The organism is Streptomyces sp. NRRL F-2664 (assembly GCF_000719345.1).
GTDB lineage: Bacteria > Actinomycetota > Actinomycetes > Streptomycetales > Streptomycetaceae > Streptomyces.
In genome coordinates this window covers 106,822-132,442 of sequence record NZ_JOFX01000014.1, presented here as the reverse complement: position 1 = coordinate 132,442, position 25,621 = coordinate 106,822, and the positions used below count along the sequence as shown (strand labels likewise).

20 protein-coding genes, 1 tRNA gene and 1 pseudogene are annotated in these 25,621 nt (G+C 73.2%); 12 read left to right on the top strand and 10 right to left on the bottom strand.

Features of this window, described 5'->3' with window-relative positions:
• A pseudogene (locus tag IF89_RS47645) lies at positions 1-466 on the top strand (hypothetical protein); the annotation flags it as partial.
• An 86-nt stretch (positions 467-552) separates the two neighbouring features.
• Here the strand turns inward: IF89_RS47645 and IF89_RS0115605 are convergent.
• The 4 genes from IF89_RS0115605 to IF89_RS0115590 all read right to left on the bottom strand — a co-directional run bounded on the left by IF89_RS0115605 (position 553) and on the right by IF89_RS0115590 (position 6,387).
• Positions 553-1,413 (bottom strand): TIGR03619 family F420-dependent LLM class oxidoreductase, encoded by an 861-nt coding sequence (locus IF89_RS0115605; RefSeq protein ID WP_030767262.1) that lies wholly within the window; start codon positions 1,411-1,413, stop codon positions 553-555.
• Between the two features lie 103 nt (positions 1,414-1,516).
• A complete protein-coding gene (locus IF89_RS0115600; protein WP_107047286.1) occupies positions 1,517-2,668 on the bottom strand; it encodes an ADP-ribosylglycohydrolase family protein in 1,152 nt (383 codons plus the stop codon).
• 304 nt (positions 2,669-2,972) lie between these two features.
• Entirely contained in the window at positions 2,973-5,564 is a 2,592-nt protein-coding gene (locus IF89_RS0115595; RefSeq protein WP_030767256.1) for a bifunctional FO biosynthesis protein CofGH, read from the bottom strand.
• Positions 5,565-5,604: 40 nt separating this feature from the next.
• On the bottom strand, positions 5,605-6,387 hold the full coding sequence (locus IF89_RS0115590; protein WP_030767253.1) for an SDR family oxidoreductase: 783 nt from the start codon (positions 6,385-6,387) through the stop codon (positions 5,605-5,607).
• A 342-nt stretch (positions 6,388-6,729) separates the two neighbouring features.
• Here IF89_RS0115590 and IF89_RS0115585 point away from each other — a divergent pair, with 342 nt between their 5' ends.
• From IF89_RS0115585 to IF89_RS0115575, 3 genes are all read left to right on the top strand, one after another.
• Positions 6,730-8,061, top strand: coding sequence for a diacylglycerol/lipid kinase family protein (locus IF89_RS0115585; RefSeq protein ID WP_030767250.1), 1,332 nt, complete (start codon positions 6,730-6,732; stop codon positions 8,059-8,061).
• Between the two features lie 135 nt (positions 8,062-8,196).
• Positions 8,197-8,442 carry an amphi-Trp domain-containing protein gene (locus IF89_RS0115580; protein WP_030767247.1) on the top strand — a complete coding sequence of 82 codons (246 nt, stop codon included), beginning with the start codon at positions 8,197-8,199 and terminating at the stop codon, positions 8,440-8,442.
• The gene (locus IF89_RS0115575) at positions 8,409-9,047 is read left to right on the top strand and encodes a hypothetical protein (RefSeq protein WP_324605337.1); all 639 of its coding nucleotides are present in this window, start codon (positions 8,409-8,411) and stop codon (positions 9,045-9,047) included. Before IF89_RS0115580 ends, IF89_RS0115575 begins: the two co-directional genes overlap by 34 nt.
• A 27-nt stretch (positions 9,048-9,074) precedes the next feature.
• On the opposite strand, the gene IF89_RS0115570 is transcribed toward IF89_RS0115575, so the two are convergent.
• Positions 9,075-10,310: a PLP-dependent aminotransferase family protein gene (locus IF89_RS0115570; RefSeq protein WP_030767242.1), complete on the bottom strand. Its 1,236-nt coding sequence runs from the start codon at positions 10,308-10,310 to the stop codon at positions 9,075-9,077.
• A gap of 169 nt (positions 10,311-10,479) precedes the next feature.
• Here IF89_RS0115570 and IF89_RS0115565 point away from each other — a divergent pair, with 169 nt between their 5' ends.
• Positions 10,480-11,343 carry a hypothetical protein gene (locus IF89_RS0115565; RefSeq protein WP_030767240.1) on the top strand — a complete coding sequence of 288 codons (864 nt, stop codon included), beginning with the start codon at positions 10,480-10,482 and terminating at the stop codon, positions 11,341-11,343.
• Between the two features lie 100 nt (positions 11,344-11,443).
• On the opposite strand, the gene IF89_RS0115560 is transcribed toward IF89_RS0115565, so the two are convergent.
• The 3 genes from IF89_RS0115560 to IF89_RS0115550 all read right to left on the bottom strand — a co-directional run bounded on the left by IF89_RS0115560 (position 11,444) and on the right by IF89_RS0115550 (position 13,724).
• On the bottom strand, positions 11,444-11,653 hold the full coding sequence (locus IF89_RS0115560; RefSeq protein ID WP_030029643.1) for a DUF397 domain-containing protein: 210 nt from the start codon (positions 11,651-11,653) through the stop codon (positions 11,444-11,446).
• Between the two features lie 198 nt (positions 11,654-11,851).
• Positions 11,852-12,736 (bottom strand): helix-turn-helix domain-containing protein, encoded by an 885-nt coding sequence (locus IF89_RS0115555; protein ID WP_030767238.1) that lies wholly within the window; start codon positions 12,734-12,736, stop codon positions 11,852-11,854.
• 253 nt (positions 12,737-12,989) lie between these two features.
• Positions 12,990-13,724, bottom strand: coding sequence for a GOLPH3/VPS74 family protein (locus IF89_RS0115550; RefSeq protein WP_030767237.1), 735 nt, complete (start codon positions 13,722-13,724; stop codon positions 12,990-12,992).
• A 185-nt stretch (positions 13,725-13,909) separates the two neighbouring features.
• On the opposite strand from IF89_RS0115550, the gene IF89_RS47000 reads away from it, so the two are divergent.
• The 4 genes from IF89_RS47000 to IF89_RS0115525 all read left to right on the top strand — a co-directional run bounded on the left by IF89_RS47000 (position 13,910) and on the right by IF89_RS0115525 (position 20,510).
• Positions 13,910-16,513, top strand: a complete 2,604-nt coding sequence (locus IF89_RS47000) for a D-alanyl-D-alanine carboxypeptidase (protein WP_030767236.1) — start codon at positions 13,910-13,912, stop codon at positions 16,511-16,513.
• Between the two features lie 187 nt (positions 16,514-16,700).
• Positions 16,701-18,587, top strand: coding sequence for an MFS transporter (locus IF89_RS0115540; RefSeq protein ID WP_420706920.1), 1,887 nt, complete (start codon positions 16,701-16,703; stop codon positions 18,585-18,587).
• A gap of 107 nt (positions 18,588-18,694) precedes the next feature.
• Positions 18,695-18,898 (top strand): hypothetical protein, encoded by a 204-nt coding sequence (locus tag IF89_RS0115535; protein WP_234327769.1) that lies wholly within the window; start codon positions 18,695-18,697, stop codon positions 18,896-18,898.
• A 274-nt stretch (positions 18,899-19,172) separates the two neighbouring features.
• On the top strand, positions 19,173-20,510 hold the full coding sequence (locus IF89_RS0115525) for an ATP-binding protein (RefSeq protein ID WP_051807098.1): 1,338 nt from the start codon (positions 19,173-19,175) through the stop codon (positions 20,508-20,510).
• A gap of 66 nt (positions 20,511-20,576) precedes the next feature.
• Here IF89_RS0115525 and IF89_RS0115520 read toward each other — a convergent pair.
• Together IF89_RS0115520 and IF89_RS40805 are read right to left on the bottom strand one after the other, a co-directional pair.
• Positions 20,577-20,649: transfer RNA gene (locus IF89_RS0115520), tRNA-Arg, on the bottom strand.
• A 159-nt stretch (positions 20,650-20,808) separates the two neighbouring features.
• Complete coding sequence (locus tag IF89_RS40805) at positions 20,809-22,422, bottom strand: PKD domain-containing protein (RefSeq protein ID WP_051807097.1); 1,614 nt, start codon at positions 22,420-22,422, stop codon at positions 20,809-20,811.
• Positions 22,423-22,988: 566 nt separating this feature from the next.
• Between IF89_RS40805 and IF89_RS0115510 the strand changes: the two genes are divergently transcribed.
• The 3 genes from IF89_RS0115510 (at position 22,989) to IF89_RS0115500 (ending at position 25,581) form a co-directional block, all read left to right on the top strand.
• Positions 22,989-23,789: an AfsR/SARP family transcriptional regulator gene (locus tag IF89_RS0115510; protein WP_051807096.1), complete on the top strand. Its 801-nt coding sequence runs from the start codon at positions 22,989-22,991 to the stop codon at positions 23,787-23,789.
• Positions 23,790-23,869: 80 nt separating this feature from the next.
• A complete protein-coding gene (locus IF89_RS0115505; RefSeq protein ID WP_030767222.1) occupies positions 23,870-24,808 on the top strand; it encodes a beta-ketoacyl-ACP synthase III in 939 nt (312 codons plus the stop codon).
• The gene (locus IF89_RS0115500) at positions 24,805-25,581 is read left to right on the top strand and encodes a thioesterase II family protein (RefSeq protein ID WP_158717868.1); all 777 of its coding nucleotides are present in this window, start codon (positions 24,805-24,807) and stop codon (positions 25,579-25,581) included. Before IF89_RS0115505 ends, IF89_RS0115500 begins: the two co-directional genes overlap by 4 nt.
• Positions 25,582-25,621: the final 40 nt, after the last annotated feature.

The following is a 25,621-nucleotide window of genomic DNA, read 5'->3' as shown; positions in this document are numbered from 1 at the left end:
GGTGACGGTGCCGGTCGTGAACGGCAAGGTCGACCTCCGCAACAACTCCGGATCGGTGGACCTGATCGCCGACGTCACCGGCTACTACGCGGCCACCGGTTCGGCCTTCTCGGCCGGTGCGCCGGTCCGCCTCCTCGACACCCGTGACGGGACCGGCGCCCGCGCCGGAGCGGTCGGCGGCGGCAGCATCGTCAGCCTGCGGGTCGCCGGGGTCGAGGGCGTCCCGCTCACCGGGGTGACCTCTGTGGTCCTGAACGTCACGGTGACCAACCCCACCGAGGCGAGCCACCTGATCGTCCACCCGCACGGGGCCGGACGCCCGGGAGTCTCCAACCTCAACTACACGCGCGGGCAGACCGTCTCCAACCTGGTCGTCGTCCCCGTCGTGGACGGCCGGGTGACCTTCTACAACAACTCGGGCTCCACCGACGTGATCGCCGACCTGAACGGCTGGTTCACGTCCTGAGGATCCGCGAAGAAGCGAACCGGGGCCCGTCCGATCACCTGATCGGGCGGGCCCCGCCGCTGTGCGGGCACTCGGAGGCCGAGAGGTCAGAGGTACCGGGCGAACTCGTCCAGGGCGCGCAGGATCTCCGGCTCGGGGGCCGAGGGGAGCTGGAGGACGACCTCCTCGATCCCGAGGTCGGCGTAGTGGGCGAGCTTGCCCGGGGTGGGGTGCACGGCGTACGGGACCACCCGCAGGGACTTCGGGTCGCGTCCGGCGGTCTCCCAGACCTGGCGCAGCACCGGGAGGGACTCCGTCAGGCCGCCGCCGCCGATGGGGAGCCAGCCGTCGGCGTGGTCGGCGATCGCTGCGAAGAGCTTCGGGCCTGCCGCGCCGCCGATCAGGGTGCGCGGGCCGTACAGGGGCGAGCCGGGGTCGAGTTCGCGCGGGGCCCGGACCGGCTTGGGGTGGGCGCTGCTGGCCCGGACCGAGCAGTACTGGCCCACGTACGCCGTCGGCTCGGGCGCCCACAGGGCGCGCATCAACGCCATCCGGTCGCGGACCAGGTCGCGGCGGGTGCGCCACTCGACGCCGTGGTCGGCGGCCTCCTCGACGTTCCAGCCGTAGCCGATGCCCAGGGTGAACCGGCCGCCGGAAAGGTGGTCGAGCGTGGCGACCTGCTTCGCGAGGCCTATCGGGTCGTGCTGCGCGACGAGGGTGATACCGGTGCCGAGGTGCAGCCGCTCGGTGACGGCGGCGGCCTGGCCGAGGGCGACGAAGGGGTCGAGGGTGCGTCCGTACATCTCGGGGAGTTCGCCGCCCATGGGGGCGGGGGTGTCGCGGGAGACCGGGATGTGGGTGTGCTCCGGGAGGTAGAGGCCCGAGAAGCCGCGTTCCTCCAGGCTGCGGGCGAGACGGACGGGGGAGACGGTGCGGTCGGTGAGGAAGACGGTCGTGGCGATCCGCATGGGTGCTGGCACCTCCGGCTGCCGGGACGTGGGAACGCCACGGTACGGTCTGCCGCCCGCATTGTTGAGGGTGCGTCAGGTGGCTCGGTGGGTTGCGGGCCCGTCAGGCGCGGGGGTACCGGGCCAGCCAGCCGGGGGAGGAGGCGGTGGCGCTGTGGAGGGTCGGGCCCTGGGTCATCTCCAGGGCGAAGTCGTCGCACAGTTCCAGGAGGGTGGCGCGGCCTTCGAGCTCGGCCAGCCAGGCGGGCGGCAGGGCGGTCTCCCCGTGCAGCGCGCCGAGCAGCGCCCCGCAGAGGGTGCCGCCGGCGGCGGAGTCGCCGCCGTGGTTCACGGCGAGGCGCAGACCGTGGGCGACGTCCTCGGCGACCAGGGCGCAGTAGACGGCGACGGCGAGGGCGTGCGAGGCGTCCGGCTCGGCCCCGGCCTCGCCGGCCCGGAGCGCTTCGACCCGGTCGGGACCGGGCGGACCCTGGGTGACGGCCGACACGGCGCGCTGCAGGGCGTCGGTGACCGGCTGGTGGCCGGGACGGGCGCCCAGCAGCCCCAGGGTGCGTTGGACGGCGGCGTCGAGGGAGTCGCCGCGGGTCAGGCCGTGGACCAGGACGGCGAGGGCGCCGGCGGAGAGGTGGGCGGTGGGGTGGCCGTGGCTCTGCGCGGCGCACTCGACGGTGAGCTGGAGGACGAGCGCCGGATCCCAGCCGACCAGCAGGCCGAACGGGGCCGAGCGGGCGGCGGCGGCCGCGCCGCGTGCGGACGGGTTCTTGGGGCGGTCGAGGGTGGCGAGGACGTCGTCGCCGAAGCCGGTCAGACAGGCGCGGTCGGGGTCGCGGCGGGCGTAGAGCCACTCCTGCTGCGCGAGCCAGCCGTTGTCCGCGCGGCGTTCGTCGGGACCCCAGTCGTGCTGGGTCGCCGCCCAGCGGCGGTACGCGCGGTGGACATCGGTGGGCGGGTGCCAGGCCCCGGTGTCCCGGCGGACGTGCGCCCGTATCAGCCCGTCGACGGTGAAGAGGGTGAGCTGGGTGGCGGCGGTGACCCGCCCGCGCGTGCCGTCCGCCCCGGCGGGACCGGCCGGGGTGCGGGGGCCGGTCAGGCCGCCGGGGCCGTACGTCTCTCGGATGGCGTCCAGGGAGAGGCCGGTCAGGGGCGCGCCGAGGGCGTCGCCGAGTGCCGCGCCGAGGAGGGTGCCGCGGATCCGGCTGCGGAAGTCCTGCTGCTCGGCGCGCCCCCACAGACCGGTGAGGATCCCCCGCCCCAGCGTCCTGCCCGCGGCGGGGTCGGCGGCGGCCTGCGGCCCGCCCCCTTCGCCCGTGCCGGCGGCGCCCGGTGGGGAGGAGGCCGGGTCCGGCGGGGCTGTCGCGCGGGCGCTGCCGGTCGTGCCGTCGTTCGTACCGATCACGTCGTCCCCCCGGGCCGATGGCCGTCGTCTCCCCGTGGCCGCCGAGCATACGAAATGCGCACTGTAGTGAACAGGTTCGATCGGGTCCGTAAGCAGTCCGGCGAGCGAACAGTTCCGGCCGCCGCCTGCCGGTGGCCCGAGGGCCGGCTCCCGTCCGCCCCGCTCAGTCCAGTACGGGCAGCAGCTCCGGCAGGTGTCCGTCCGAGGCGCGGGCCGCCTGCTGCCGCTCCTGCGGGACCTCGCCGTACAGCGTCGTGCGGGGCTTCGCGGGACGGCCCGCCGCCTCCGCGACCGCCACCAGGTCCCGCACCGACTTGTACGAGCCGTAACTCGACCCGGCCATGCGCGAGATGGTTTCCTCCATCAGCGTCCCGCCGAGGTCGTTCGCCCCGGAGCGCAGCATCTGCGCCGCACCCTCGGCCCCCAGCTTCACCCAGCTCGTCTGGATGTTGGGGATGTGCGGGTGCAGCAGGATCCGGGCCATCGCCGTCACCGCACGGTTGTCCCTGACCGTCGGGCCGGGCCTGGCGATGCCCGCCAGGTACACGGGGGCGTTGGTGTGGATGAAGGGGAGCGTCACGAACTCGGTGAAGCCGCCGGTCTCCTGTTGGATGCGGGCGAGCGTGCGGAAGTGGCCGAGCCAGTGCCGGGGCTGGTCCACGTGCCCGTACATCATCGTGGACGAGGAGCGGATGCCCAGCTCGTGCGCCGTGGTGATCACGTCGATCCAGTCCGCCGTCGGCAGCTTGCCCTTGGTCAGGACCCAGCGCACCTCGTCGTCCAGGATCTCCGCGGCCGTTCCCGGGATCGAGTCCAGGCCGGCCTCCTTGGCCGCCGTCAGCCAGTCCCGCACCGACATGCCCGTGCGCGTCGCGCCGTTGACGACCTCCATCGGCGAGAAGGCGTGCACGTGCATGCCGGGCACCCGCTGCTTGACCGCCCGCGCGATGTCGAAGTACGCCGTTCCCGGCAGGTCGGGGTGGATGCCGCCCTGCATGCACACCTCGACCGCGCCGACGTCCCAGGCCTGCGCGGCCCGGTCGGCGACCTGGTCGAGCGAGAGGGTGTAGGCGTCCGCGTCCGTGCGGCGCTGCGCGAAGGCGCAGAAACGGCAGCCGGTGTAGCAGACGTTGGTGAAGTTGATGTTCCGCGTGACGATGTAGGTGACGTCGTCACCGACGACGGACCTGCGCAGGTCGTCCGCGATCCGGCACAGGGCGTCGAGGGCCGGCCCGTCCGCGTGCAGCAGGGCCAGGGCCTGGTCGTCGGTCAGCTTCTCCGGGTCGTCGGCGGCCTGCGCGAGGGCGGCCCGTACGTCGGTGTCGATGCGTTCCGCCACCATGCCGGGGGCGGCGGCCTCGCGCAGGGCCTCCCAGTCGCCGTAGACGTGGTCGAAGTCCGCGCGGCGGTCGGCGGTGCGGCCCTCGGTGTCGATGGAGGTGTGCAGGTCCGTACGGCCGGTGCCGGTGCGCCCGTACGCGGTGAAGCCCTCGTCGGGCTCCTGCCAGGGCCGGCCCTCGACGACGGCGCCCTCGTCGGCCAGCCCCGTCTCCGCGTCGGCCAGCGCCCGTACGTGCGGCAGCAGCCGCGGATCGAGCCAGGGTTCGCCGCGCTGGAGGAACTCCGGATAGACGGTGAGCCGTTCGCGCAGCTCGAAGCCGGCGGCCGCGGTCCGCGCGGCCAGCTCCTCGATGTGCGGCCAGGGCCGTTCGGGGTTGACGTGGTCGGGGGTCAGCGGGGAGACGCCGCCCCAGTCGTCGATGCCCGCGCCGATGAGCAGGGCGTACTCGGCGTCCACCAGGTTCGGCGGGGCCTGGATGCGGGCGCTCGGGCCCAGGATGTGGCGGGCGACGGCGACGGCCGCGGCCAGCTCCTCCAGTTCCGCGTCCGGCATGCCGCGCATGGCGGTGTCCGGCTTGGCGCGGAAGTTCTGGACGATGACCTCCTGGATGCCGTGGTAGCTGCGCTGGATGCGGCGCAGCTCGAAGAAGGCCTCGGCGCGCTCCTCGTACGTCTCCCCGATGCCGATCAGGACGCCGGTGGTGAAGGGGACGTTGGAGCGGCCCGCGTCCTCCAGCACGCGCAGCCGTACGGCCGGTTCCTTGTCGGGGGAGCCGTGGTGGGGGCCGCCGGGCTCGGACCACAGGCGGGTGGCGGTGGTCTCCAGCATCATCCCCATGGAGGGGGCGACGGGCTTGAGGCGCTGCAGCTCCGACCACGACATGACACCGGGGTTGAGGTGCGGGAGGAGCCCCGTCTCCTCCAGGACCCGGATCGCCATGGCGCGGACGTAGGCGAGGGTGTCGTCGTAGCCGTGGGCGTCGAGCCACTCGCGGGCCTCGGGCCAGCGGTCCTCGGGGCGGTCGCCGAGGGTGAAGAGGGCCTCCTTGCAGCCCATCGCCGCACCCCGGCGGGCGATGTCGAGGACCTCGTCGGGGGACAGGTACATCCCGTGCCCCGCCCGGCGGAGCTTGCCGGGGACGGTGACGAAGGTGCAGTAGTGGCACTTGTCGCGGCACAGACGGGTGAGGGGGATGAAGACCTTGCGCGAGTACGTGATGACACCGGGCCGGCCGGCGGCGGCGAGCCCGGCATCCCGGACGCGGGCGGCGGAGGCGGCGAGGTCCCGCAGGGACTCGCCCCGCGCCCGCAGGAGCACGGCCGCCTCGGCCGCGTCGAGCGCCACGCCGTCTCGGGCCCGGCGCAGCGCGCGGCGCATCGCGTTTTCGGTCGGAGCGTCACTCGGAGTGGTCATGTGGTGAGCATACGATCCGGCGTTGCGGCGGTGGAGCCCGTCATCGCATCAGCTCACCGGCGTTGACCAGCAGCGATTGGCCGGTAATCGCCCGCGCGCGGTCGGAGGCGAGGAAGACGGCGGCGTCGGCGACGTCCCCGTCGGTGGCGAGATCGGGCAGCGCCATGCGCTGCGTGAGCCGGGCGTGCACGTCGGCCTCGGGAACGCCCTCGGTGTGGGCGGTGAAGGTGACGAAGGCCTGCACGGGCGGGCCCCACATCCAGCCCGGCAGGACGGTGTTGACGCGGATCCGGTGCGGGCCGAGCTCGCGGGCCATGGAGTACATCGCGGAGGTCAACGCCCCCTTGGAGGCCGCGTACGCCGCCTGCTGCACCTCGTTGGGCGCGGCGACGGCGGACTGCGTCCCGATGATGACCACGGATCCGCCCCGCTCCCTCAGGGCGGGCAGGCAGGCGCGGGTCATGCGCAGGGTGCCCAGCAGGTTGACGTCGAGGATCTGCTGCCAGGTGCCGAAGTCGGCGTCCTCCAGGCCGCCGAAGTACGAGTCCAGGGCAGCGACGTGCACGACGGCGTCGACGCCCCCGAACCGCTCGACGGCCAGGGCTGCGAGGGCCTCGCACTGGGCCTCGTCGGCGATGTCGGTCGGGCGGTGGGCGGTGCGGGTGCCGTCGGGGTCGATCTCGGCGGCGGACTTGGCGAGGTTCGCCGCGGTCCGTGCGCCGAGCACGGCGTTCCCGCCGTCGCGCACGACGGCGGCGGCCACCTGGTGCCCGAGCCCGGCCCCGACGCCGGAGACGATGACGGTCTTCCCTCGCAACAGCACGGCGTACCTCCAGGGCGGACGCGAGCATATCTGACGACCCGTCAGGCTAGGGTCCGCCGGCTCGGGAGGGAAGGGGCGAGCGGCGGTTTCGTCAGCGGCCCGGGGCGGTCGTTCCCGGTCCGCGCAGGAGATCGGGTCGCGCCGCAGCCGCGGGCCACGGGCAGGCATCCGCCGGCGCCGGAGGGATCGGATCCACGGCGGCACGGCCAGGGCGCGGAACGCCGCGTCCGGCGCCCCCGCCCCCGGGGGGCCGGGGGCGGGGGATCGGGGGATGATCGGAGGGGACGCTTCCCGGCGGGACGGTTCCCCGCCGGGGGAGCCGGTCGGGAGGACGTGAGGCCCATGTCGTTCTCGCAGCCCGTCGGCGTGCCGCCGCGCGCCCGGCTGTTCGCTCTGCTCGCTCTGGCCTGCGCGCTCGGCGCCGTGGTGGTGCTGGTGGCGGCCGGGGAGGGCGGCGGGCTGGTCGTGGTCGTGGTCGGGGTGGTCGGGGCGGCGCTGACCGCCATGGGGACGTGGTGGGTGGTCGCCCACCGCGGGCCCGTCCGGCTGGCCGGGGCCGTGCTGGCCGTGGCCGCACCCGCGGCCATCCTCGTCATCTACGCCCGCGCCGACCTGTGGCCCACCGCGCTCGCCGCCATCGCGGTGTGGGCGGCCGCCGTGGTGTGCGCGCGGACCGCGCTGCGCGCGGCGCGACCACCCGACGGCATGCGCGCGGTCGCCGCCGACCGCCCCCGACAGCCCGTGCTGATCATGAATCCGAAGTCCGGGGGCGGGAAGGTGGCCCGGTTCGGCCTGGTCGAGAAGGCCGAGGCGCTCGGCGCCCGCGTGGTGCTCCTGGACCCGGACGTCGTCACCGACGTCGCCGCCCTCGCCCGCCGGGCCGTGGCCGAGGGCGCCGACCTGCTCGGGGTGGCCGGCGGCGACGGCACCCAGGCCCGGGTGGCCGAGGTGGCGGCCGAGCACGATGTGCCGTTCCTCGTGGTCTCCGCCGGGACCCGCAACCACTTCGCCATGGACCTCGGCCTGGACCGCGAGGACCCGGCGCGCTGCCTGGACGCGCTGGCCGACGGGGAGGAGCTCAGGGTCGACCTGGGCCTCGTCGGGGGCCGGGCCTTCGTGAACACGGCCTCCTTCGGCGTCTACGCGGAGGTCGTCCAACTCCCGGAGTACCGCGATGCCAAGGCCGACTCGGCACTGAACGCCCTGCCCGACCTGCTGCTCGGGTACGCCGGCCGCGCCCTGGAGGCGCAGGCCGACGGGATGCGCCTGGAGGCCCAGCAGGCACTGCTGATCAGCAACAACCCCTACTCGTCCCCGGAGCCGATGGCGGTGGGCGCCCGCCGCTCCCGCCTCGACCTCGGCGTGCTCGGTGTCGTCGGGATCCGGGTGAACAACGCCGCCCAGGCGGCGGAGGTGGCGCTGCGCGGCGCACGGGCCGCCGGCCTGCACGTCCTGACCTCCCGGCAGGTCGTCGTCGGGGCGCAGGCGCAGAGCATCCCGGTCGCCGTCGACGGGGAGGCCCTGTCCCTGCCGACCCCCGTCACCTGTTCCGTCCGCCCCGGCGCACTGCGTGTACGGGTGCCGAGGGAACGCCCCGGCGCTCCGGCGGCCGCTCCGCCGATGCAGTGGCGCGACGTCCTGGCCCTGGCCTTCGACCGGCCGCGGCCGCGCTGACACCGGTGGCGCGCTGACGCGGGAGCGCTGACGCGGGCGGGTCCCCGGGATGCCCGGGCCGCTGCCCGGCGGCACAATGAGCCTTACCCGGGTGAGCCCGCTGTTCCCGCTGGTCGTGGCGGATAGGAGACAGCCGTGAAGGACCTCAAGTTCGAGCAGAAGAGCTCTCTCTCCCGCCTGGAGGCCGCCGATCAGCTCGCCGCGCTCGCGGAGGCGCTCCGGCACGGCGGCAACGCCGAACTGGAACTCGGCCCCGGCACGATGAGCCTGCGCGTCCCCGACGAACTCCGCACCGAGATCGAGGTCGAGGTCGGCGACGGGGAGATCGAGATGGAGATCGAGCTCAAGTGGCCCACCGCACGGCCCGGAGCCGCGTCCTAGTGGCCGCGGCGGGCGGCCCGGAGGAGGCCCCGGCGGGCGAGGGAGGCCCGGGCATTCCGCCCCGTACGGTGCCCGGGGCGGCTCCGGGGCAGCGCCGGGCGGGCCTTCCCGGGCAGGAAGCGGAGGAGGACGGCGGGCACGCCCGCGGCGACTACACCGGCGCGGTCTACGGCTCCCTGCTCGCCGCCTCCGTCGTCGTCGGTGCCGGAGCGCTCGGCTCCTTCCCGCGACTGCAGCTCATCGCGCTGCTCCTGGGCACGGGCGTGGTGTTCTGGGCCGCGCACGTCTTCGCGCGCCTCTTCGGCGCCCGCATGGTGGGCCGACTCAGCTGGCCGGTGATCCGCCGCACCTCCCGGGAGGAGCGGCCGATCATCGAGGCGGCCGTGCCCCCCGCGCTCGCCGCGGCCGTCAGCCCGCTGTTCGGTCTCGGCCCCCAGGGCATCGTGTGGCTGGCGCTCCTCGTCGCCCTGGCCGGCCAGGTCGGCTGGGCGACCGTGGCCGCCCACCGGGCCGGCGCCTCCCGCCGCATGATGGCCGTCGCGGCCGCGGTCAACCTGCTCCTCGGACTGCTCATCGTGCTGCTCAAGGTCGGGCTCAAGCACTGACCGCCGTCACCCCGCGCCCCACCGCCGTCACCCCCGCGCCCCACCGCCGCCGCCGTACTCCGCCAGCGCAGCGCCGAGGCGCCCGACGCCCTCGGCGATCTCCTTCGGGCCGTGCGTCGTGAAGGACAGGCGCAGCGTGCGGGGGTCCGGGGTGCCCGTGTGGAAGGGGGCTCCCGGCACGAAGGCGACGTCGTGCGCCACGGCCGTCCGCAGCAGGGCCGTCGCGTCGTGACCCTGCGGGAGCCTCGCCCACACGAACATCCCGCCCTCCGGACGGTTCCACTCGCAGTCCGCCGGCAGGGTCGAGCTCAAGGCTGCCTGCAGGGCGTCGCGCCGCTCCCGGTACGCGGCGCGCACGGCGGTGATGTGGGCGTCCAGGTCCACCGTCGCCAGGTAGTGCGCCGCGGCCAGCTGGTCCACCGTCGAGGTGTGCAGGTCCGCCGCCTGCTTCGCGACCACCGCCGCCCGCTGCAGCGCCGCGGGCGCCCGGAGCCAGCCCAGTCGCAGCCCGGGCGCCATGATCTTCGAGAAGCTGCCGAGCAGGGCCGTACGGTCCTCCGCGCCCGGGTGCGCCGCCAGCCACGGCACGTCGTGGCCCTCGTAGCGGAGGTCGCCGTACGGGTCGTCCTCCACCAGCCACAGGCCGAGCCGGGCCGCGACCCGCGCGACCGCCGCCCGGCGCTCTGCGGGCAGCGTGCGGCCGGTCGGGTTCTGGAAGGTGGGGATGGTGTACAGCAGCTTCGGCCGCTCCCGCGCGACGAGGTCCGCCAGTGCGTCCGGCAGCAGGCCCTCCCCGTCGCAGGGCACGGGCACCACCCGCGCGCCGGCCAGCCGGAAGCACTGGAGCGCGGCGAGGTAGGTGGGATTCTCGACGAGCACCACGTCGCCCGGCTCGATCAGGGTCGCGGCGACGAGGGTGAGGGCCTGCTGCGAGCCGGAGGTGACGAGCACGCCCTCCGGGCCGGTCGGCAGCCCGCGCGCCGTCGCCCGCGCCGCGATCGCGGCGCGCAGCTCCGGCGCGCCCTCGGTGGTCGAGTACTGCAGGGCGCGGCGTGCCGACAGCGCGAAGGCGGCTTCGTACGCGGCGTGCAGGCCGTCGGCGTCGAAGAGCTCGGGCGCGGGCAGGCCGCCGGCGAAGGAGATCACCCCGGGGCGCTGGGTCAGCGCGAGGATCTCGCGAACGGGGGAACCCTCCACGGCGGTGGCGCGGGCGGCGAACGCCGGCGGGGCGGCCGGGCCGGCAGGGGCGGTGGCGGTGGGCACGTGGGCGGCAGCGGGCGCGGGGGCTCCTCCGGGAGACGGGTGCGCGCATCGTAGCCAGAGGAAGGGTGTAGGCGACATGCATATATCGAAGGGTGGACGGCGCATTCCTCCGACCGCCGACTCGCCCCGCCCCCTCCACATCTGACGTTGCATCAGTTAGACCGGTCCCATGACGACAGGAGAGCAGGAACCCCGACAGGACGCCGGCACCCGCGTCGACGACTACGCCGCGCTGGCGGCGGTCGGCCCCTACGGCGTCCGCCCCGGCCATGCGCTGATCACCATGGTGGAGCCGCACCCGGGCCACGAGTACGCGTACAACCGCTGGTACGAGGACGACCACTACTACGCGGGCGCCATGGCCATGCCCTGGATGTACGCGGGCCGCCGCTGGGTGGCCACCCGCGAGCTCCAGGAGCTGCGCTACCCGGAGAAGTCGGCCGTCGCCCAGCCTGTCACCGCCGGCTGCTACCTCTCGACGTACTGGGTCACGGAGGGCCGCTACGACGAGCACATGAAGTGGACCGTCGCCATCAACAGGCGGCTGAACCGCGACGGCCGTGTCCACCAGGAACGGACCCACGTCTTCACGGCGTTCCAGGACCACGTGGCGACCGTCTACCGCGACGGCGCCGCCGGCCCGCGGGACCACCACGCGCTCGACCACCCCTACGCCGGACTGGTCGTGGCCGTCGTCGACGCCGACGGCCCCGAGCAGCGGGCCGAGTTGCTGGAGTGGCTGCGCTCACGCGCCCTGCCGAAGCGGCTCCACGGCTCCCCGGCGGCGATGGTCACGGTCTTCCGGCCGACGCCGCTGCCCGGCGACCGGATGACCTACGTCAAGCAGGTGGAGGGGGTGGACACGCGCCTCACCCTGCTGTGGTTCCTGGAGGAGGACCCGCGGACCTGCTGGGACCACTTCCGGGGGCTCGACACGGAGGTCGCGGAGGCGGGCCGGGGGCGGGTGGAGCTCGTCGCACCGTTCATCCCGACGGTGCCGGGGACGGACCGGTACGTCGACCAGCTCCGCTGACCCGCCCCGCGGCACGGGTGAGCCCCCTCGGCCAAGACGGCGGATCGGTCGAGAGGGCTCACATCAGTCTCGGCGGGACGGTCGGGACGTGCCGTGATCTTCAGGCGAGGCGTCCCAGCCGGCCCTCGGTGACGTCGGTGACGAACGAGGTCCACGAGCCGGGCGCGAAGGTGAGGGACGGGCCGTCCTGCACCTTCGAGTCACGCACGGCGATCGCCTCCATGACGGGGGACTTGACCTCGACGCAGGCGCCGTTGGCGGAGTAGGAGGACTTGACCCAGTTGTCGTTGGCGCCCTGGCGAATAGCCATGTTTCTCTCCGGTGAGCGAGTAGTTCCGGTGTCTTGTCGGCCATGTTCGGCTGACCTGATCGACGCTACCGGCAGCTCCTGACAGGTGAAGGAAGCATTCACCCGACCGAGTGGCATATTCCATTCAAGCCTTCTGTGGCCGGGGATCGACGGTGTACGGTGCCGCGCGCGCGACCGTCCGCCCCGTGCGCCACAGGACTATTCACCCGTGTCGGCGTATTCCTTGATGATTCCCAGGATGAACTCCCGTGTCCGGTCGACGCCCAGCGCCTGTGCGCGCAGGTGCTCGTACATCACGCTGTACTTCTGCACGTCGTTGGCCTTCTCCAGGTACAGGTCGCTCGTGACGCCCTCGATGTAGACGACCGTGGAGTCGGACGCGTCCGGGAACTCCAGGATCGCGTACTGGCCGTTCACGCCGGGGTGCGCGCCCAGCTCGAAGGGCATCACCTGCACGGTGACGTGCGGCTGTTCGGACTGCTCTATCAAGTACTCCAGCTGCCTGATCATCAGCGGGGCATCGCCCACGCGCCGGCGCAGCGCCGCCTCGTCGATGACGGCCCACAGGCGCAGCGGGCCGAGGTCCGGGTTGTTGTTCTCGGTCTCGGACAGTCGCTTCTGGCGGTGCATCCGGACCTGGACGCGCTTGTCCACGTCGGCCGGGGCGGTCTCCGGCCACGCGCCGCGGACGAGGGCCTGGGCGTACTCGGTGGTCTGCAGCAGCCCCGGGATCACCAGGGGCTCGTAGGTGCGCAGGCTGGCGGCGTCCGTCTCCAGTCCGATGTAGACGCTGTACGGGATGTCGCCGAAGGCGTGCCACCAGCCCTGCTGGCGGGAGTCCTTCGCCATCTGCATGAGGGAGTCGATGAGCCGGCGGTCCTCGACCTCGTACACGTCGCACAGGTCGCGGACGTCGCGCTGGCTGATGGAACGGCGGCCGTTCTCCAGTCGGCTGATCTTCGACTGGGAGACGAGGAGGCGTTCGGCGACCTGTTCGGCCGTCATGCCCTTGTCCTCGCGGAGCTTGCGCAGCTCCATGCCCAGTCGGCGGCGTCGGACGGTGGGATTGACATTGGACGCCACGTGAACGGCACCTCCGCCTTCTTCTGTAGTGCAGCTGTCTCTCTGCGTGGCTGATGCTCAGCAGACTGCCACCGAAGCGGGCGGCGCCGCTGGGGAACGGCAGGGAAAACACAGACGCGCGGGGCCGCGGAGCCGGCGGACCGGCCCCGCAACCCCGCGCGCTGGCGGCTCGGTGCAGCGGTGCTGTGGTGGAGCGGTGGAGCGGTGCAGCTGGGTCCCGGATTCCGGCCGGGCCGGCGCTGCCGGGGGTGGGTCAGTGTGCGGCCACGCGGGCCATCGCACCCGTGCGGCGCGGCTGCAGCGGGACGCCGCCCGCCGTGGGCCGGGCCTGGGGTGCCGGTGCGCGGTCCCGGCGCGGCTGGGCGGCCACACCGTTCTGGACGTCCATCACGGCGTGCGCCACGAGTCCGCCCATGGGGTCGTGCCTGATCAGGTCCCGCAGCCGGGACCTGGAGGAGCGCCCCTCGTTGCCCGGGTACAGGTGCTTGCCGAGTCCGACCGCGTGGGCCAGCGCGGCGAGCGCCGCGGTCCGCGGGTCCGGCGGTACGCCGGTGCGGATCGCACTGTCGAGCCGGGCTCGGATCTCCCGGCTGATGTCCGTGTCCGTCGCCTGGTAGCGAGTCGTCGGCAACACTCCGCACATCTGTCCCGCGACGGCATGGACCATGCCGCAGCGCTCCAGGTGCGCGAGGTAAATCTGACGGAGCCCCAGCCGGGGTCCGCCGATCCAGTGGACGGCCCGTACCGGGCTGCCGCGCCTGCGCAGCAGTTCCAGTGCGGAGTCCAGAGTCGGATCTCCTGTCGGCCGTGGCATCACCACGGCGATACGATCCCCATCAGGGGCTATCCGTCCTGCCAGAGCCAGCTCCACTAGCTGTGCCCCGGCCAGGCCGAGGTCGAGCGACTGCGGCTGCGCCGTGGTACCCGTGGCCGGGTCCAAGGCGAGCAGCAGAAGCTCCTCCGGAATTGTTCTGCGGCTCCTGCCCATCCATGCCTCCCCGCGTGGATGAGTGACAGGGTGACGCCTCTCACATTCATCTGTCGAGAGCGCGTGGCCGCTTTGTGGGGGAACCCGCAGCTATGTCGTTCTCGTCCGGCGCGGGGGCGATGCCCCCGAGACGGGACACTGTTAGACATTCGGACAGCCGAACGTGGCGGCGATGAGGAGGAGCGGTGGCGGGCGAGTCCCCCGACAAGTCGGTAGATGAAGAAACGCCGGGGGCGGCGGAGTCGTCCGCGGAGCGCGACCCGAGGCTGTCGGTATTGCGGCCGAGGAAGTCCGAGGACGGTGCCGGGGTCGCCCGTACGAGCGAAAGCGGGGTCCCTGGCGGGGGCGGCGCGGATGCGGATCCGGATCCGGAGGCGGATGCGGCTCCCGATGCGGAGGCGCTCGACGCCGAGCCCGCGGCCGACGCCGAGCCCGCGGCGGACGCCGAGCCTGCGGTCGACGCCGACGCCGACGCCGACGCCGAGCCTGCGGCGGACGCCGAGCCTGCGGCCGATGCCGATGCCGATGCCGATGCCGATGCCGACGCCGACGCCGGGCCTGCGGCCGACGATGGGCCCGGGGAGCGGGATGCGCTGCGCGAGGCGGTTGCGGCGTGGGTCGCGAGTGCGGAGGAGCCTGCCGCCTCCCGTGGTTCCGCTTCCGGTTCCGCCGGGGAGGGTGCCGATGCCGACGAGCGGCCCGCCGTGCCGAAGCCGAAGGCCGCGGGCCCGGCGGACAGCGACCGCACCGGCTCCGCCGAGGGGGCTGGCGAGCGCCCAGCAGCAGCCCGCGAGACCGAAGCCGATTCCGATTCTGATTCCGTTTCCGCTGCCGCGAGCGGCCCGGCCGGGTCGGAGTCCGGGCCTGCCGACAACGACGGGTCGGCGTCGGAGAGCGCCGCGCGTACCGGGTCGGCCCCGGCTGCCGACGCGGCGGACAGTGAGCGTACGGCGGTGTTCCGTGCGGTGAAGCCCGGCGCCGCGGCTGCGGAGAAGCCGTCGGCTGCGCCCGGTTCCGACGGAGAGGGTGCCGCTGCGTCCCGTCCGGCCCGGCCCGGGGCCGACGAGGCGGCGGACAGCGAGCGCACGGCGGTGTTCCGTGCGGTGAAGCCCGGCTCGGGCGGTGCGGCTCCGGGTGGGGCGAAGCCCGGTGCCGGTGAGTCCGCGGACAGCGAGCGCACCGCCGTGTTCCGGGTGCCGAAGGTGGATGCGGTCAAGCCCGGAGGCGGCGAGAAGCCGAAGCCCGCCGCCGCCAAGCCCGGCACCGGCTCCGCTTCCGCTTCCCCTTCCGGTTCCGCTTCCGCGGAGGGAGCGGCTCCGGGATCGGCGGCCGACCGTGCCGGCGGGGCGCCGAAGGCCAGTACGTTCGTACCGCTGCGCACCGACGGGGCTGCCGCTCCGGAGACGAAGCCGGCACCGCCGGCGCCGGTCTCCGCGGCGACCGCCACCGCGCGGCTCGACCGCACCGACCCCAGCGAGCGGACGACTCAGCAGCCGCTGCCTCCCAAGCCGCCGCTCGACATGCTGGCGGACCTCACGAACAACCCGCCCCCGCCGCCGAGCCCGCTGCGCACCGCCGTCCGCAGGGTCAAGATCTACGCGCCGCTCGTCGTGCTCCTGGCGGTCCTGCTCGCCGTCGTGCAGCTGGTGCGCCCGCTGCCCGAGCCGAAGCTCGTGATGACCGCGACCTCCTCGTACACCTTCGAGGGCGCCGCACCGCAGCTGCCGTGGCCCACCGAGGGGCAGGCGTACATGGCCGCCGCCGGCCTCGGCACGCTCGGCAAGTCCGGCGAGCAGAAGCCGGTGCCGATCGCGAGCGTCACCAAGTCGATGACGGCGTACATCATCCTGCGCGACCACCCCATCAAGAAGGGTGAGCAGGGCGCGATGATCGACGTCGACAAGACGGCCGAGCTCGAGGGCAAGAAGAACAACTCGACCGACAACGAGTCCACCCTCGACACGGTCAAGGAGGGCGACAAGATCTCCGAGTACGACGCGATCGCCGCTCTCATGATCCCGTCGGCCAACAACATCGCGCGGCTGCTCGCGCGCTGGGACTCCGGTTCCCAGGAGGCGTTCGTCAAGAAGATGAACGACACCGCCAAGGAACTCGGCATGACCAACACCACGTACACGGACCCCTCGGGTCTGGACGCGACCACGGTCAGCACCGCCGAGGACCAGGTGAAGCTGGGCCTGAAGCTGGTCGAGATCGAGACGCTGCTCGACATCACCAAGAAGCCGAACTGGGTCGACCCGTCCGGCAAGAACTGGCGCAACTGGAACGGCCTGACCGGGCCCAGCGGTGCGCTCGGCATCAAGACCGGCACGACGACCAAGGCGGGTGGAAACCTCCTCTTCGCCGCGCAGAAGAAGATCGGCAACACCAACCAGCTGATCGTCGGCGCCGTCCTCGGCCAGCACAAGCCGTCGATCATCGACACCGTGCTCGCCGCGAGCAAGCAGCTGATGACCGCCACGCAGAAGGCCCTCGACGGCGCGGTCGTCGTGAAGAAGGGGCAGGTCGTCGGATACGTCGACGACGGACTCGGCGGCCGCACGCCGGTCGTCGCCACCGCCGACGTGCAGGCGATCGGATGGGCCTCGCTCACCGTGGACGTGAAGCTCGCGAACGGCGGCGGCACGGTGCCGCAGACCGCCAGGGCCGGCACCGAGGTCGGTGTGCTGACGGTCGGCGAGGGCGCCAGCCAGGTCAAGGTGCCGGTGGCCCTGCAGAGCGACCTGGCCTCGCCGGGCATCGGCAGCAAGCTGACGCGCATCGGGTGACGCACACCGGCCGGCGCGGCCCGCGCCTCATGCGCACCGGCGCCCCGGGCAACCCCGGGGCGCCGGTGCGCGTCTAGCGAGTGTCCGCACGTGGTGTCCGGGCGCCCGGCCCCGGGCGCCCGTGGGCGGGCTCGGCGAGACTTCGACGACGACAGGGCGGACCCGGATCCATGTGGGGAGTGCGGCAGTGACCACCGCTGAGCAGCAGGGCCGGCGCGGAGCGCCCGTCCCGCCGGCCGACGGCGGCCCGGGCGGTGGCACCGGCGCCCTGCCGCCCCGACCGGAGCCGCACGAGCGGCCCGGGCGGCGCACCCGCGTCCTTGACCCGCTGCGCCGGCACCCGGTGGCCGTCGCCACCCTGCTCGCCGCCGTCCTGCACGTCGTCTGGTTCTTCTCCTTCGCCAACAGCGGCGGCGACCTCGCCGCGCAGGACGCGTGGGCCGAGTTCGTGGGCCGGCATCCCGACTCGGCGTACAACCTCGCCTGGTACGGCGGCATGCACCCCGTCTCGTACAGCGTGGTCTCCCCGTACCTCATGCACATGCTCGGCGTGCGGACCACCATGATGGTCGCGGGCACCGTCTCGGCCGGACTGCTCGCCCTGATCCTCACCCGCTGCCGCGGGGCCGTGCGGGAGCCGCTGTGGCCCGCCCTGGCCGGGGCGTACGGGCTGTTCTGCAACGCCCTCTCCGGTCGCGTCACCTTCGGGCTCGGCGCGATGTTCGCCCTCGGTGCGGTCGCGGCGGTCTTCTGCTGGCCCCGCAAGTGGGCCCACCGCCGCTGGGCCAAGGCCGCCGTGGCGGCCCCGCTGGCCGGGACCGCGACCGCCGCCAGTCCCGTGGCAGGCCTCTTCCTCGGGGTGATCGCGGCCGCGCTGTTCCTGAGCCGGCGGCGCCCGGGCGCGTACGCGCTGGGGCTGGCACCCGTGGCCGTGGTCGGGCTGTCGGCCTGGCTGTTCCCGTTCTCGGGGACGCAGCCCATGAAGATCGGGTCGGCCGGTCTGCCGTTCGTGTTCGGTCTGCTGATCTTCTTCCTGGTGCCGCGGCGCTGGAAGACGGTCCGGATCGCCGCCGCGGTCTACGCCCTCGGGGTCTTCCTGACCTGGGTGATCGACTCCCAGGTCGGCTCGAACGTCACCAGGATGGTGATGCTGTTCGGCGGCGCCGTGCTGCTCGCGGCCCTCCCCTACGAGGTTCCCCGCTCGCGGCGCTGGTACGGGGTGCTGCTGGCGTTCGTCGGACTGAACGCCTGGATCACCACCAACAGCATCACGGACATCGTCCGCACCACGCCGGTCGCGGCCTGGAACCGGGAGCTGGCCCCGCTCGTCGACCAGCTCCAGAAGGCCGGGGCCGACCGGGGCCGGGTCGAGGTCGTCCCCGTCAGCAGCCACCGCGAGTCCTCCGCCTTCCCCTCGTACGTGAACCTCGCGCGGGGCTGGAACCGGCAGGCCGACCTGGAGCGCAACCCGCTCTTCTACGACGACACGCTCACCGCCGACAGCTACCGGGCCTGGCTGGAGCGCTGGGCCGTGCACTACGTCGTACTGCCGGCCGACACCCCGGACTCGGGCGGGGAGGACGAGGCGAAGCTGGTGCGGGCAGGGCTCCCGTACCTCCAGCAGGTGTGGGGCGACGCGAACTGGCGGCTCTTCAAGGTCGACGCGCCGACGAACCTGGTGTCGGGGCCCGCGACGGTGGTGCGGGCGGGCGCCGACCAGCTGGTCATCGACGCGAAGCAGGCCGGCCGGGTGCTGGTGCGGATCCCGCACTCCCCGTGGCTGGGGCTGGTGGACGGGGCCGGCAAGCCGGTGCTGCCGCCGCAGGAGACGGCGGAGTCGAAGGCGCGGGGAGCCGTGCCGAAGGAGTTCGCGAACACGGCCGGATGCCTGTTCAAGGCGCTCCCGGACGCGGAGGGCGACGTGTGGACGGAGCTGCTGGTACCGGCGCCGGGGGAGTACCGGGTGGCGGCGAAGTACCAGCTGCCCCGGGGCACGCCGTGCCCCGAGGAGGTCGTGCAGCGGGCGGTGGGGTCGCCGGAGCGTCCGGCTCCCGCGACCGGCTCGACTCCCTGATCCGGTCACGTCATTTCTTTACGTTCCGGTCCGGGTGCGTTGCTCCGTATATCTGCATACGATCCCAGTAGTCCGATTGGGTGCTTCCTGAGGGAGTTGACGACGGGATGAACAAAGAGCAGAAGCGGGACGTCCGGGCGGCCATGGCCAAGGCGCAGCAGGCTGCCCAGCCGCCGCGCTCCCCGGGTCACGGCTTCGACGGTCCTGTACGGAGCAAGGTCAAGGGCGGACCGCACACCAAGGCGGCTCTCAAGCGGGCCGGCACTCCGCAGGGCGACCGCATCGGCGAACGCACCAGTGGCCTGAGCTGACCCCTCGCAGCTGCCCTTCCGGCCCCGGCCGGGAGGGCTTCGTGCGTCCTGCCGCCGTCGGCTTGCGCCTGCCGACGCCGCCGGGTCGTCCCTCCGCTCGGGCCGGAGCGCAGATTCCGCTCCCGCCTCCGGATCGGCTTCCGCCGGTGGCGCGCGAGCGGGTCCCGGTCCTGCTCCGGCTCCCGGCTCCCGGCCCGGTCCGGCCGGATCGCGTGGACTCCGGCCGGATCCCGCCGGTCACCCGCCGGGTCGGGCGCATTACCGTGACCTGACCATGAACGCATTGCAGCGCACAGCGCGGCGGCGGCCGCGCCCGCGGCTGCCCGCCTGGACCTCCACCCTGACCTGGAAGGCCGCGGTCTTCATCACCCTGATGTGCTGCGGCCTCGCCGCGCTGCTCGGCTGCCTCGTGCACGGTGCCATGACCCGGCAGACCGTGGGCACCGCCCGGGAGAAGGCGCTCACCAAGCTGGAGCGGTCCATGGCGGCCTACGAGACCGGCGCGCGCCTGCCCCGCGGCGAGGGCATCGACCCCGCGGGCCTGCCCCCGCAGCTGCGTGCCCTGGCGCTCGCCGGCAAGCGCGGCACGGCCGTCGGCAGCCACCGCGGGCGCCCGGTGATGTGGGCGGCCGCGCCCGCCGAGCGCGGCACCGCCCTCGCCGTCTTCGTGGACTTCCGCGGGGCCGAGCGGACCATCGCCGATCTCGACCGGGCCATCCTCGGCTCCTCCGGCCTCGCCATCGGCGTCACCCTCCTCATCGGCGCGGTCGGCGTCACGCGGATCACCCGGCGCCTGCACGTGACCGCCCAGGTCGCCCGCCGGATCAGCGCCGGCGATCTGGACGCCCGGGTCGGGGACCGGCCCCGCCACAAGGACGAGGTGGCCGCCGTGTCCCGGGCCCTGGACACCATGGCGTCGTCCCTCCAGGGCAGGCTGGAGGCGGAGCGGCGGTTCACGGCGGACGTCGCCCACGAGCTGCGCACCCCGCTGACCGGCCTGAACGCGGCCGCCGAGCTGCTGCCGCCGGGCCGCCCGGCCGAGCTCGTACGGGACCGGGTGCAGGCGATGCGCTCGCTCACGGAGGACCTGCTGGAGATCTCCCGGCTGGACACGCGCAGCGAGCGCGTGGAGCTGGACTCGTGCGACCTGGCCGAGCTGGCGGCCCGCACGATCCGGGCGTCCGGCACCGACACGGCGCTGACGGTGCTCGCCTCCTCGCGGGTGGAAACCGACCGGCGCCGCCTGGAGCGGATACTGGGCAACCTCGTCGCCAACGCGCACCGCCACGGTGCCGCCCCGGTCACGGTCACGGTGGACGGCCCGACCCTGACGGTGACCGACGCGGGGCCCGGCTATCCCGAGTACCTGATCACGAGCGGTCCGCAGCGGTTCCGTACGGAAGGCACGAACAAGGGCCACGGGCTGGGCCTGACCATCGCCGCCGGCCAGGCCCGTGCCCTCGGCGCCACCCTGGCCTTCCGCAACCGGCCGGAGGGCGGCGCCGAGGCCCGCGTCGTACTCCCGGGTCCCGCGGCCCCCGAACCGCCCGACCCCCTCGCCGACCGGGCCGCACCCCCGGCCCCCGGCCCGTGCCCGCACCGGGCAGGCTGACGCCCGCAGCGCCCACCACGCACAGAGGACCCCCGGCCGCAGTACGCGACCGGGGGTCCTCGACCGTGCCCTCGGCAGGATTCGAACCTGCGACACCGGCTTTAGGAGAGCCGTGCTCTATCCCCTGAGCTACGAAGGCGGGGGCCTTCGGCGGAGACCGCCTCATGACCGCTGACAGCCTAGCGGATCGTGCTGCGCGGATGCGCCCCCATAAGGGGCGGTCACTTGGGGCCGTGCCCCGGGAGGGGTACGAGCGGCTCCCGGGGCACGGTCGTGGGGGCGCGGGGCGCCCGGCGGATCAGTTCTGCTCGTAGAGGCCGAACATGTCGACCACGAGGTGGGTGGGGTCCCAGCCGCGGTTCCAGAAGTCGATGACGCCGGTCTTGCCGGTGGTCGCCTGCACCAGGTTCGGGACGGTCGTGCCCGCGGTCCAGTTCAGGTTGGAGGAGTTCGGCGGGGTGGGCTTGGCCACGGGGCCTGCCTTGTAGTCCGCCCAGAAGTGCGGATCCGGTGCGACCGACAGGTGGCCGTCGCCGCGGGTCTCGGTCACCGTCGTGTTCAGGACGTAGGCCGTGATCCACGGCTTGCCGTCCGCGAGCGGCAGCCAGCGGTAGTCCTGGCCCGGGACCGGGAAGTCCCACTCGCGCGAGTCGTGCAGGCGGGTCGGGTTCACGGGCCGGTAGGCGGCCTTGCTGCCGGGGCTGTAGTAGCCGACGACGTCCACGATCACGTCGGCCGGGTCCCAGGAGCCGTTCCGGACGCTGATCCGGCCGTCGGGGCCGACCGGGACGATCACCGAGTTGGCAATGGTCTGGCCGGTCCGGAAGTTGACGTTCGACGTGTCCGGGGCCGGCTGTCCACTTGGGAAGACGGTCAGGTGCCCCGCGCCGCGGGGAGCCGTGGCCGTCACGTTGAGGGCCACCGCGGTGACGCCGCTCGCCGGGACCGCGCCCCCGCCGGCGACCTGGACGTCGAACGTGCTCTGCCCGGCCACCTGACCCCAAGCGCCCTGGCCCGTACGGCTGTCGACGATACGGAACGGGTCGAGCGGGGTGTAGCCGCCGGCGGACGCGGACCGGCTGAAATAGCCGGTGACGTCCGCGAGCAGGTCCACGTCGCCGAAGCTGCGGTTGACGAGCTCGACGTAGCCGTCGGCGCCGACCGGGACGATGGTCATGTTCGGCACGGTCTGGCCCGCGACGAAGTTGACGTTCGAGGTGTCCGGCTGCTCCGAGCCCGACGGGTAGGCCGTGATGTGGCCGCCGGAACGGGCGTCGACGACGGTCACGTTGAGCGCGACGGCGGTCGCGTCGGCCGGAATGCCGCTGTTGCCGCCCACCTTCACGCGCGCCACGCCGTACGGGGCGACCGGCCGGTTGCTGCCGCCGATGCCGCTGCGGGTGTCCAGCAGCCGGGTCGGGGCGTGCGGGGTGAAACGGGAGCCGAGGGCCTGGACCTCCACGCTGTTGGTGGCGGTCACGTGGTTGTCCCGGTCGGTCAGGGTGACCGTGACCTTGTGCTTCCCGACTGCCGCGAAGGTGTGCTTCGAGGTCAGGAGCCCGGTCCGGGTGACCTGCTCGGTGTCGGTCCTGCCGTCGCCCCAGTCGATGTCGACCCGGACCGCGGAGCCGGCGGCGGTGGTGATCTGCGACTCCAGGGTGATGCCGTGCGCGCTGGTGCCGGAGGCCACCAGTCCGACGGAGAGGCCCGCGCCGTTCTGAGCCGCGGCGCCGGCGGACTTGCGGACCGTGCGCTCGGCCGGGCTGCGGAAGACGGCGGACTTCGCCGCCGCGGCCGTTGCCGCATCGATCCTGGCGGAGGCGCTCCCCTGGCGCTCCGTGGGCTGGTCGGCGGCCTGGGCCGCGGTCGGTACGAAGCCGATGGCCGCCGCTACGACGGCAGCCGAAATCATGACGCGGTGACGATGCACCGGTCCCCCCTTGTAATTGAACCAGTTCAGAAGTGAAGCGCCTTCAGCCTACGCATACCGCTCGGTCGAAGCGAACGTATTTTCGAAGCGCCGGAAGACCCTGCCGTGGGGGACGACGGGGCGCGCTCCGCGGTTGCACCGCACGTCATCGCATGGAGCGCGGCGGGCGGCGGTGGCCGACGCGCCTCGGGCCCGCGGGGCCGGATGTCCGCTTCGAGGTGGTCCTCCCCGCCTCCGGTCGGTCGGTTTCAAGCCGTTTGAATATGGCCGGAACGGTGTGGGTGTGCTGGCGAGAAATAGTCGTTCGAGCGCGGGGAGAGACGGAATCGGGTCATGACGGATGAGTGTGAGAAGTGGCCGATTCGTGGGGACCGTTCGCAATGCGGTGATTCCCTCTCGACACCTCAAGGGTTCCTCAGATGAGAGATGAGTGGCTTGACTCGATCTAGGTCCCCCATGAAAGATCTAGGGGTGCGGAGGGGGGCTGCACGTTGCAGGCCAGTTGTTCGCATCCCCTTCGTGGCGAGAGATCTACCAGGGGGAATGCCGTGAAGTTCCAAGTGCTCGGACCGGTTGAGATAGAGACAGAGGACGGGGCCCAGGTATCGCCGAGAGCGCTCAAGCTCCGCTCCCTGCTGGCCTATCTCTGTGCCCACCACGGCGAGGCCGTGTCCTCGGGCCGGCTCATCGAGGCCCTGTGGTCGGGCGCTCCCCCGCAGACCGCCTCCACCGCCCTGCACGTCTACGTGTCCAAACTGCGCAAGCACCTCCAGGGCCTCGATCTCGACGCGGCCGCCCTCATCACCACGCAGCCGCCCGGATACAAACTCCGGCTGATCGGGTGCGATCTCGACGTCTACGAATTCGACCGGCTGCTCGCGACGGCCCGGGAATTCCGCCGGGACGGGGAAAGGGAAAAGGCCTCCAGGACTTTCGAGCAGGCCATTTCCCTGTGGCGCGGACAGGCCCTCGAAGACCTGCGGAGCATTCCGGCGTTCGAATCACTCGGACGCCGGCTCGACGAGCGGCGCGCATTCGCTTACGAGCAGCGCTTCGAGCTCGAACTCGAACTCGGCAATCACAAGGCTCTGGTCGGCGAGATCTACGCCCTGCTGGATGACCGGTCGACCTGGGAGAACCTTTATGCCTACCTGATGGTGGCGCTCTACCGCAGCGGCCGGACCGCCGAGGCGCTGGCCACGTACAGCAGGGTCCGGCGCAACCTGGTCGAGGACCACGGGATCGAGCCCGCCCCGCGCCTCCAGCGGCTGCAGCACGCGATCTTGACCCACGCACCGTCCCTGGACGACTGTGGCGCGGATCAGCTGGTCGGCGTGAACGCCGCATGAGGGCGGCCGGGCCGCTGCATAGGCTGGCCACGGGTCAATCCGGATCCGGGTCCGGGTCCACGGAACGAGGAGAATCACTGATGGTCGGGTCCCGCGTCCTTTCCTTCGGGCACTATCAGCCGTCAAAGGTTTTGACCAACGCCGATCTGGAGCAAATGGTCGAGACCAGTGACGAGTGGATTCAGAGCCGGGTGGGGATCAAGACCCGTCGGGTGGCGGCCGAGGACGAGTCGGTTTCGGATATGGCAGCAAAGGCGGCTGCAAACGCTCTGGCGCATGCGGGTCTGACCGGAGCGGACATAGATTTCGTCATCGTGGCCACGTGTACGGCCCAGGACCGCTCTCCCAACATGGCTGCCCGGGTCGCCGCCGCCATCGGCGCCACGGCCCCGGCCGCGATTGACGTGAACACGGCTTGTTCTGGATTTCCACACGCAATGGCGCTGGCGGACCAGAGCATCCGCGCCGGTTCCGCCACGAAGGCCCTGGTCGTCGGCGTGGAGAAGCTGACGGACTTCGCCGACTGGACCGACCGCACCACCTGTGTGCTCATCGGCGACGGAGCCGGCGCGGCCGTCGTCGTCGCCTCCGAGGAGTCCCTCATCAGCCCGGTGGTGTGGGGGTCCGTACCCGAGATGGGGCACGCCGTCCGCATCGAGGCGCCCTCCCACACCTTCTCCCAGGAGGGCCAGTCGGTCTACCGCTGGGCCACCACCGCCCTGCCGAAGGTCGCGCTGGAGGTGTGCGAGCGCGCCGGGGTCAAGCCCGAGGACCTGGGCGGTGTCGTCCTGCACCAGGCCAACCTGCGCATCATCGAGCCGCTGGCCCGCAAGATCGGCGCGGTCAACGCCGTCGTCGCCAAGGACGTCGTGGACTCCGGCAACACCTCGGCCGCCAGCATCCCGCTCGCGCTGTCCAAGCTCATCGAGCGCGGTGAGATCGAGAAGGGATCGCCGGTGCTGCTCTTCGCGTTCGGCGGCGGCCTCTCCTACGCCGGCCAGATCATCCACTGCCCGTGACCGGGAAGGACCACGTGACCACGGTGAAGTCCTCGTCCACCGCCCCCTGGTGGCCGCCGCTGCGGCTCCAGGCGGCGGAGGTCGCGCCCCGGATGCGCCTGCTGGTGTTCCCGCACTCGGGCGCCGGACCCAACACCCTCTTCCCCCTCGTCGACCCGCTGCCCGACGACGTCGAAGTGCTCGGGCTGTCCCTGCCCGGCAGGGAGCGCCGCTTCGGCGAGACCCCCGGCTGCCGCCTCGACGAGGTCCTGGACTCCGTCACCGACGAGGTGCTCGGCCGCGACCCGCTGCCCACGGTCGTCTTCGGCCACAGTCTCGGGGCGCTCCTCGCCACCCGCACCGCGCACCTGCTCGGCCCGCACTGCCGCGCCGCCGTCGTCAGCGGCCAGGTGCCCGGCCGGACCAGGCGCCGGGCGCACGCCACCAGCACCGAGGAGGACGCGGTGCGGCTGCTGCGGGACGGCGGGGGCACCCCCGAGTGGGTCCTGCAGGACCCGGACATGCTCGCCCACGTCACCCGCGTCCTGCGGGCCGACATCGACCTCAGCAGGGAGGCCGCCGCGGGCTTCGAGGACATACGGCTCGACGTGCCCCTGCACGTCCTCGGCGGCACGGCCGACCCGCTGGTCCCGCACGAACCGCTGGACGGCTGGGCCGACCACACCACGGGCCCCTGCCGGGTCCGCCGCTTCGACGGCGACCACTTCTTCCTCCTCGCCGACGCGCACCGAGGCGCCGTCGTGGACGTCCTGCGCGAGGCCCTCGCGGCCTGACCCGACCGGCGGCCGCCACCGCGGGGGACCCCCCCGCGGT

Excerpts from the sequence above, each read along its gene's own strand:
- IF89_RS0115565 (WP_030767240.1), top strand. The coding sequence starts at position 10,480 with ATGACGACAGGAGAGCAGGAACCCCGACAGGACGCCGGCACCCGCGTC.
- IF89_RS40805 (WP_051807097.1), bottom strand. The coding sequence starts at position 22,422 with ATGATTTCGGCTGCCGTCGTAGCGGCGGCCATCGGCTTCGTACCGACC.
- IF89_RS0115560 (WP_030029643.1), bottom strand. The coding sequence starts at position 11,653 with ATGGCTATTCGCCAGGGCGCCAACGACAACTGGGTCAAGTCCTCCTAC.
- IF89_RS0115605 (WP_030767262.1), bottom strand. The coding sequence starts at position 1,413 with ATGCGGATCGCCACGACCGTCTTCCTCACCGACCGCACCGTCTCCCCC.
- IF89_RS0115505 (WP_030767222.1), top strand. The coding sequence starts at position 23,870 with ATGGTCGGGTCCCGCGTCCTTTCCTTCGGGCACTATCAGCCGTCAAAG.
- IF89_RS0115525 (WP_051807098.1), top strand. The coding sequence starts at position 19,173 with ATGAACGCATTGCAGCGCACAGCGCGGCGGCGGCCGCGCCCGCGGCTG.
- IF89_RS0115550 (WP_030767237.1), bottom strand. The coding sequence starts at position 13,724 with ATGGGCAGGAGCCGCAGAACAATTCCGGAGGAGCTTCTGCTGCTCGCC.
- IF89_RS0115535 (WP_234327769.1), top strand. The coding sequence starts at position 18,695 with ATGAACAAAGAGCAGAAGCGGGACGTCCGGGCGGCCATGGCCAAGGCG.
- IF89_RS0115585 (WP_030767250.1), top strand. The coding sequence starts at position 6,730 with ATGTCGTTCTCGCAGCCCGTCGGCGTGCCGCCGCGCGCCCGGCTGTTC.
- IF89_RS0115595 (WP_030767256.1), bottom strand. The coding sequence starts at position 5,564 with ATGACCACTCCGAGTGACGCTCCGACCGAAAACGCGATGCGCCGCGCG.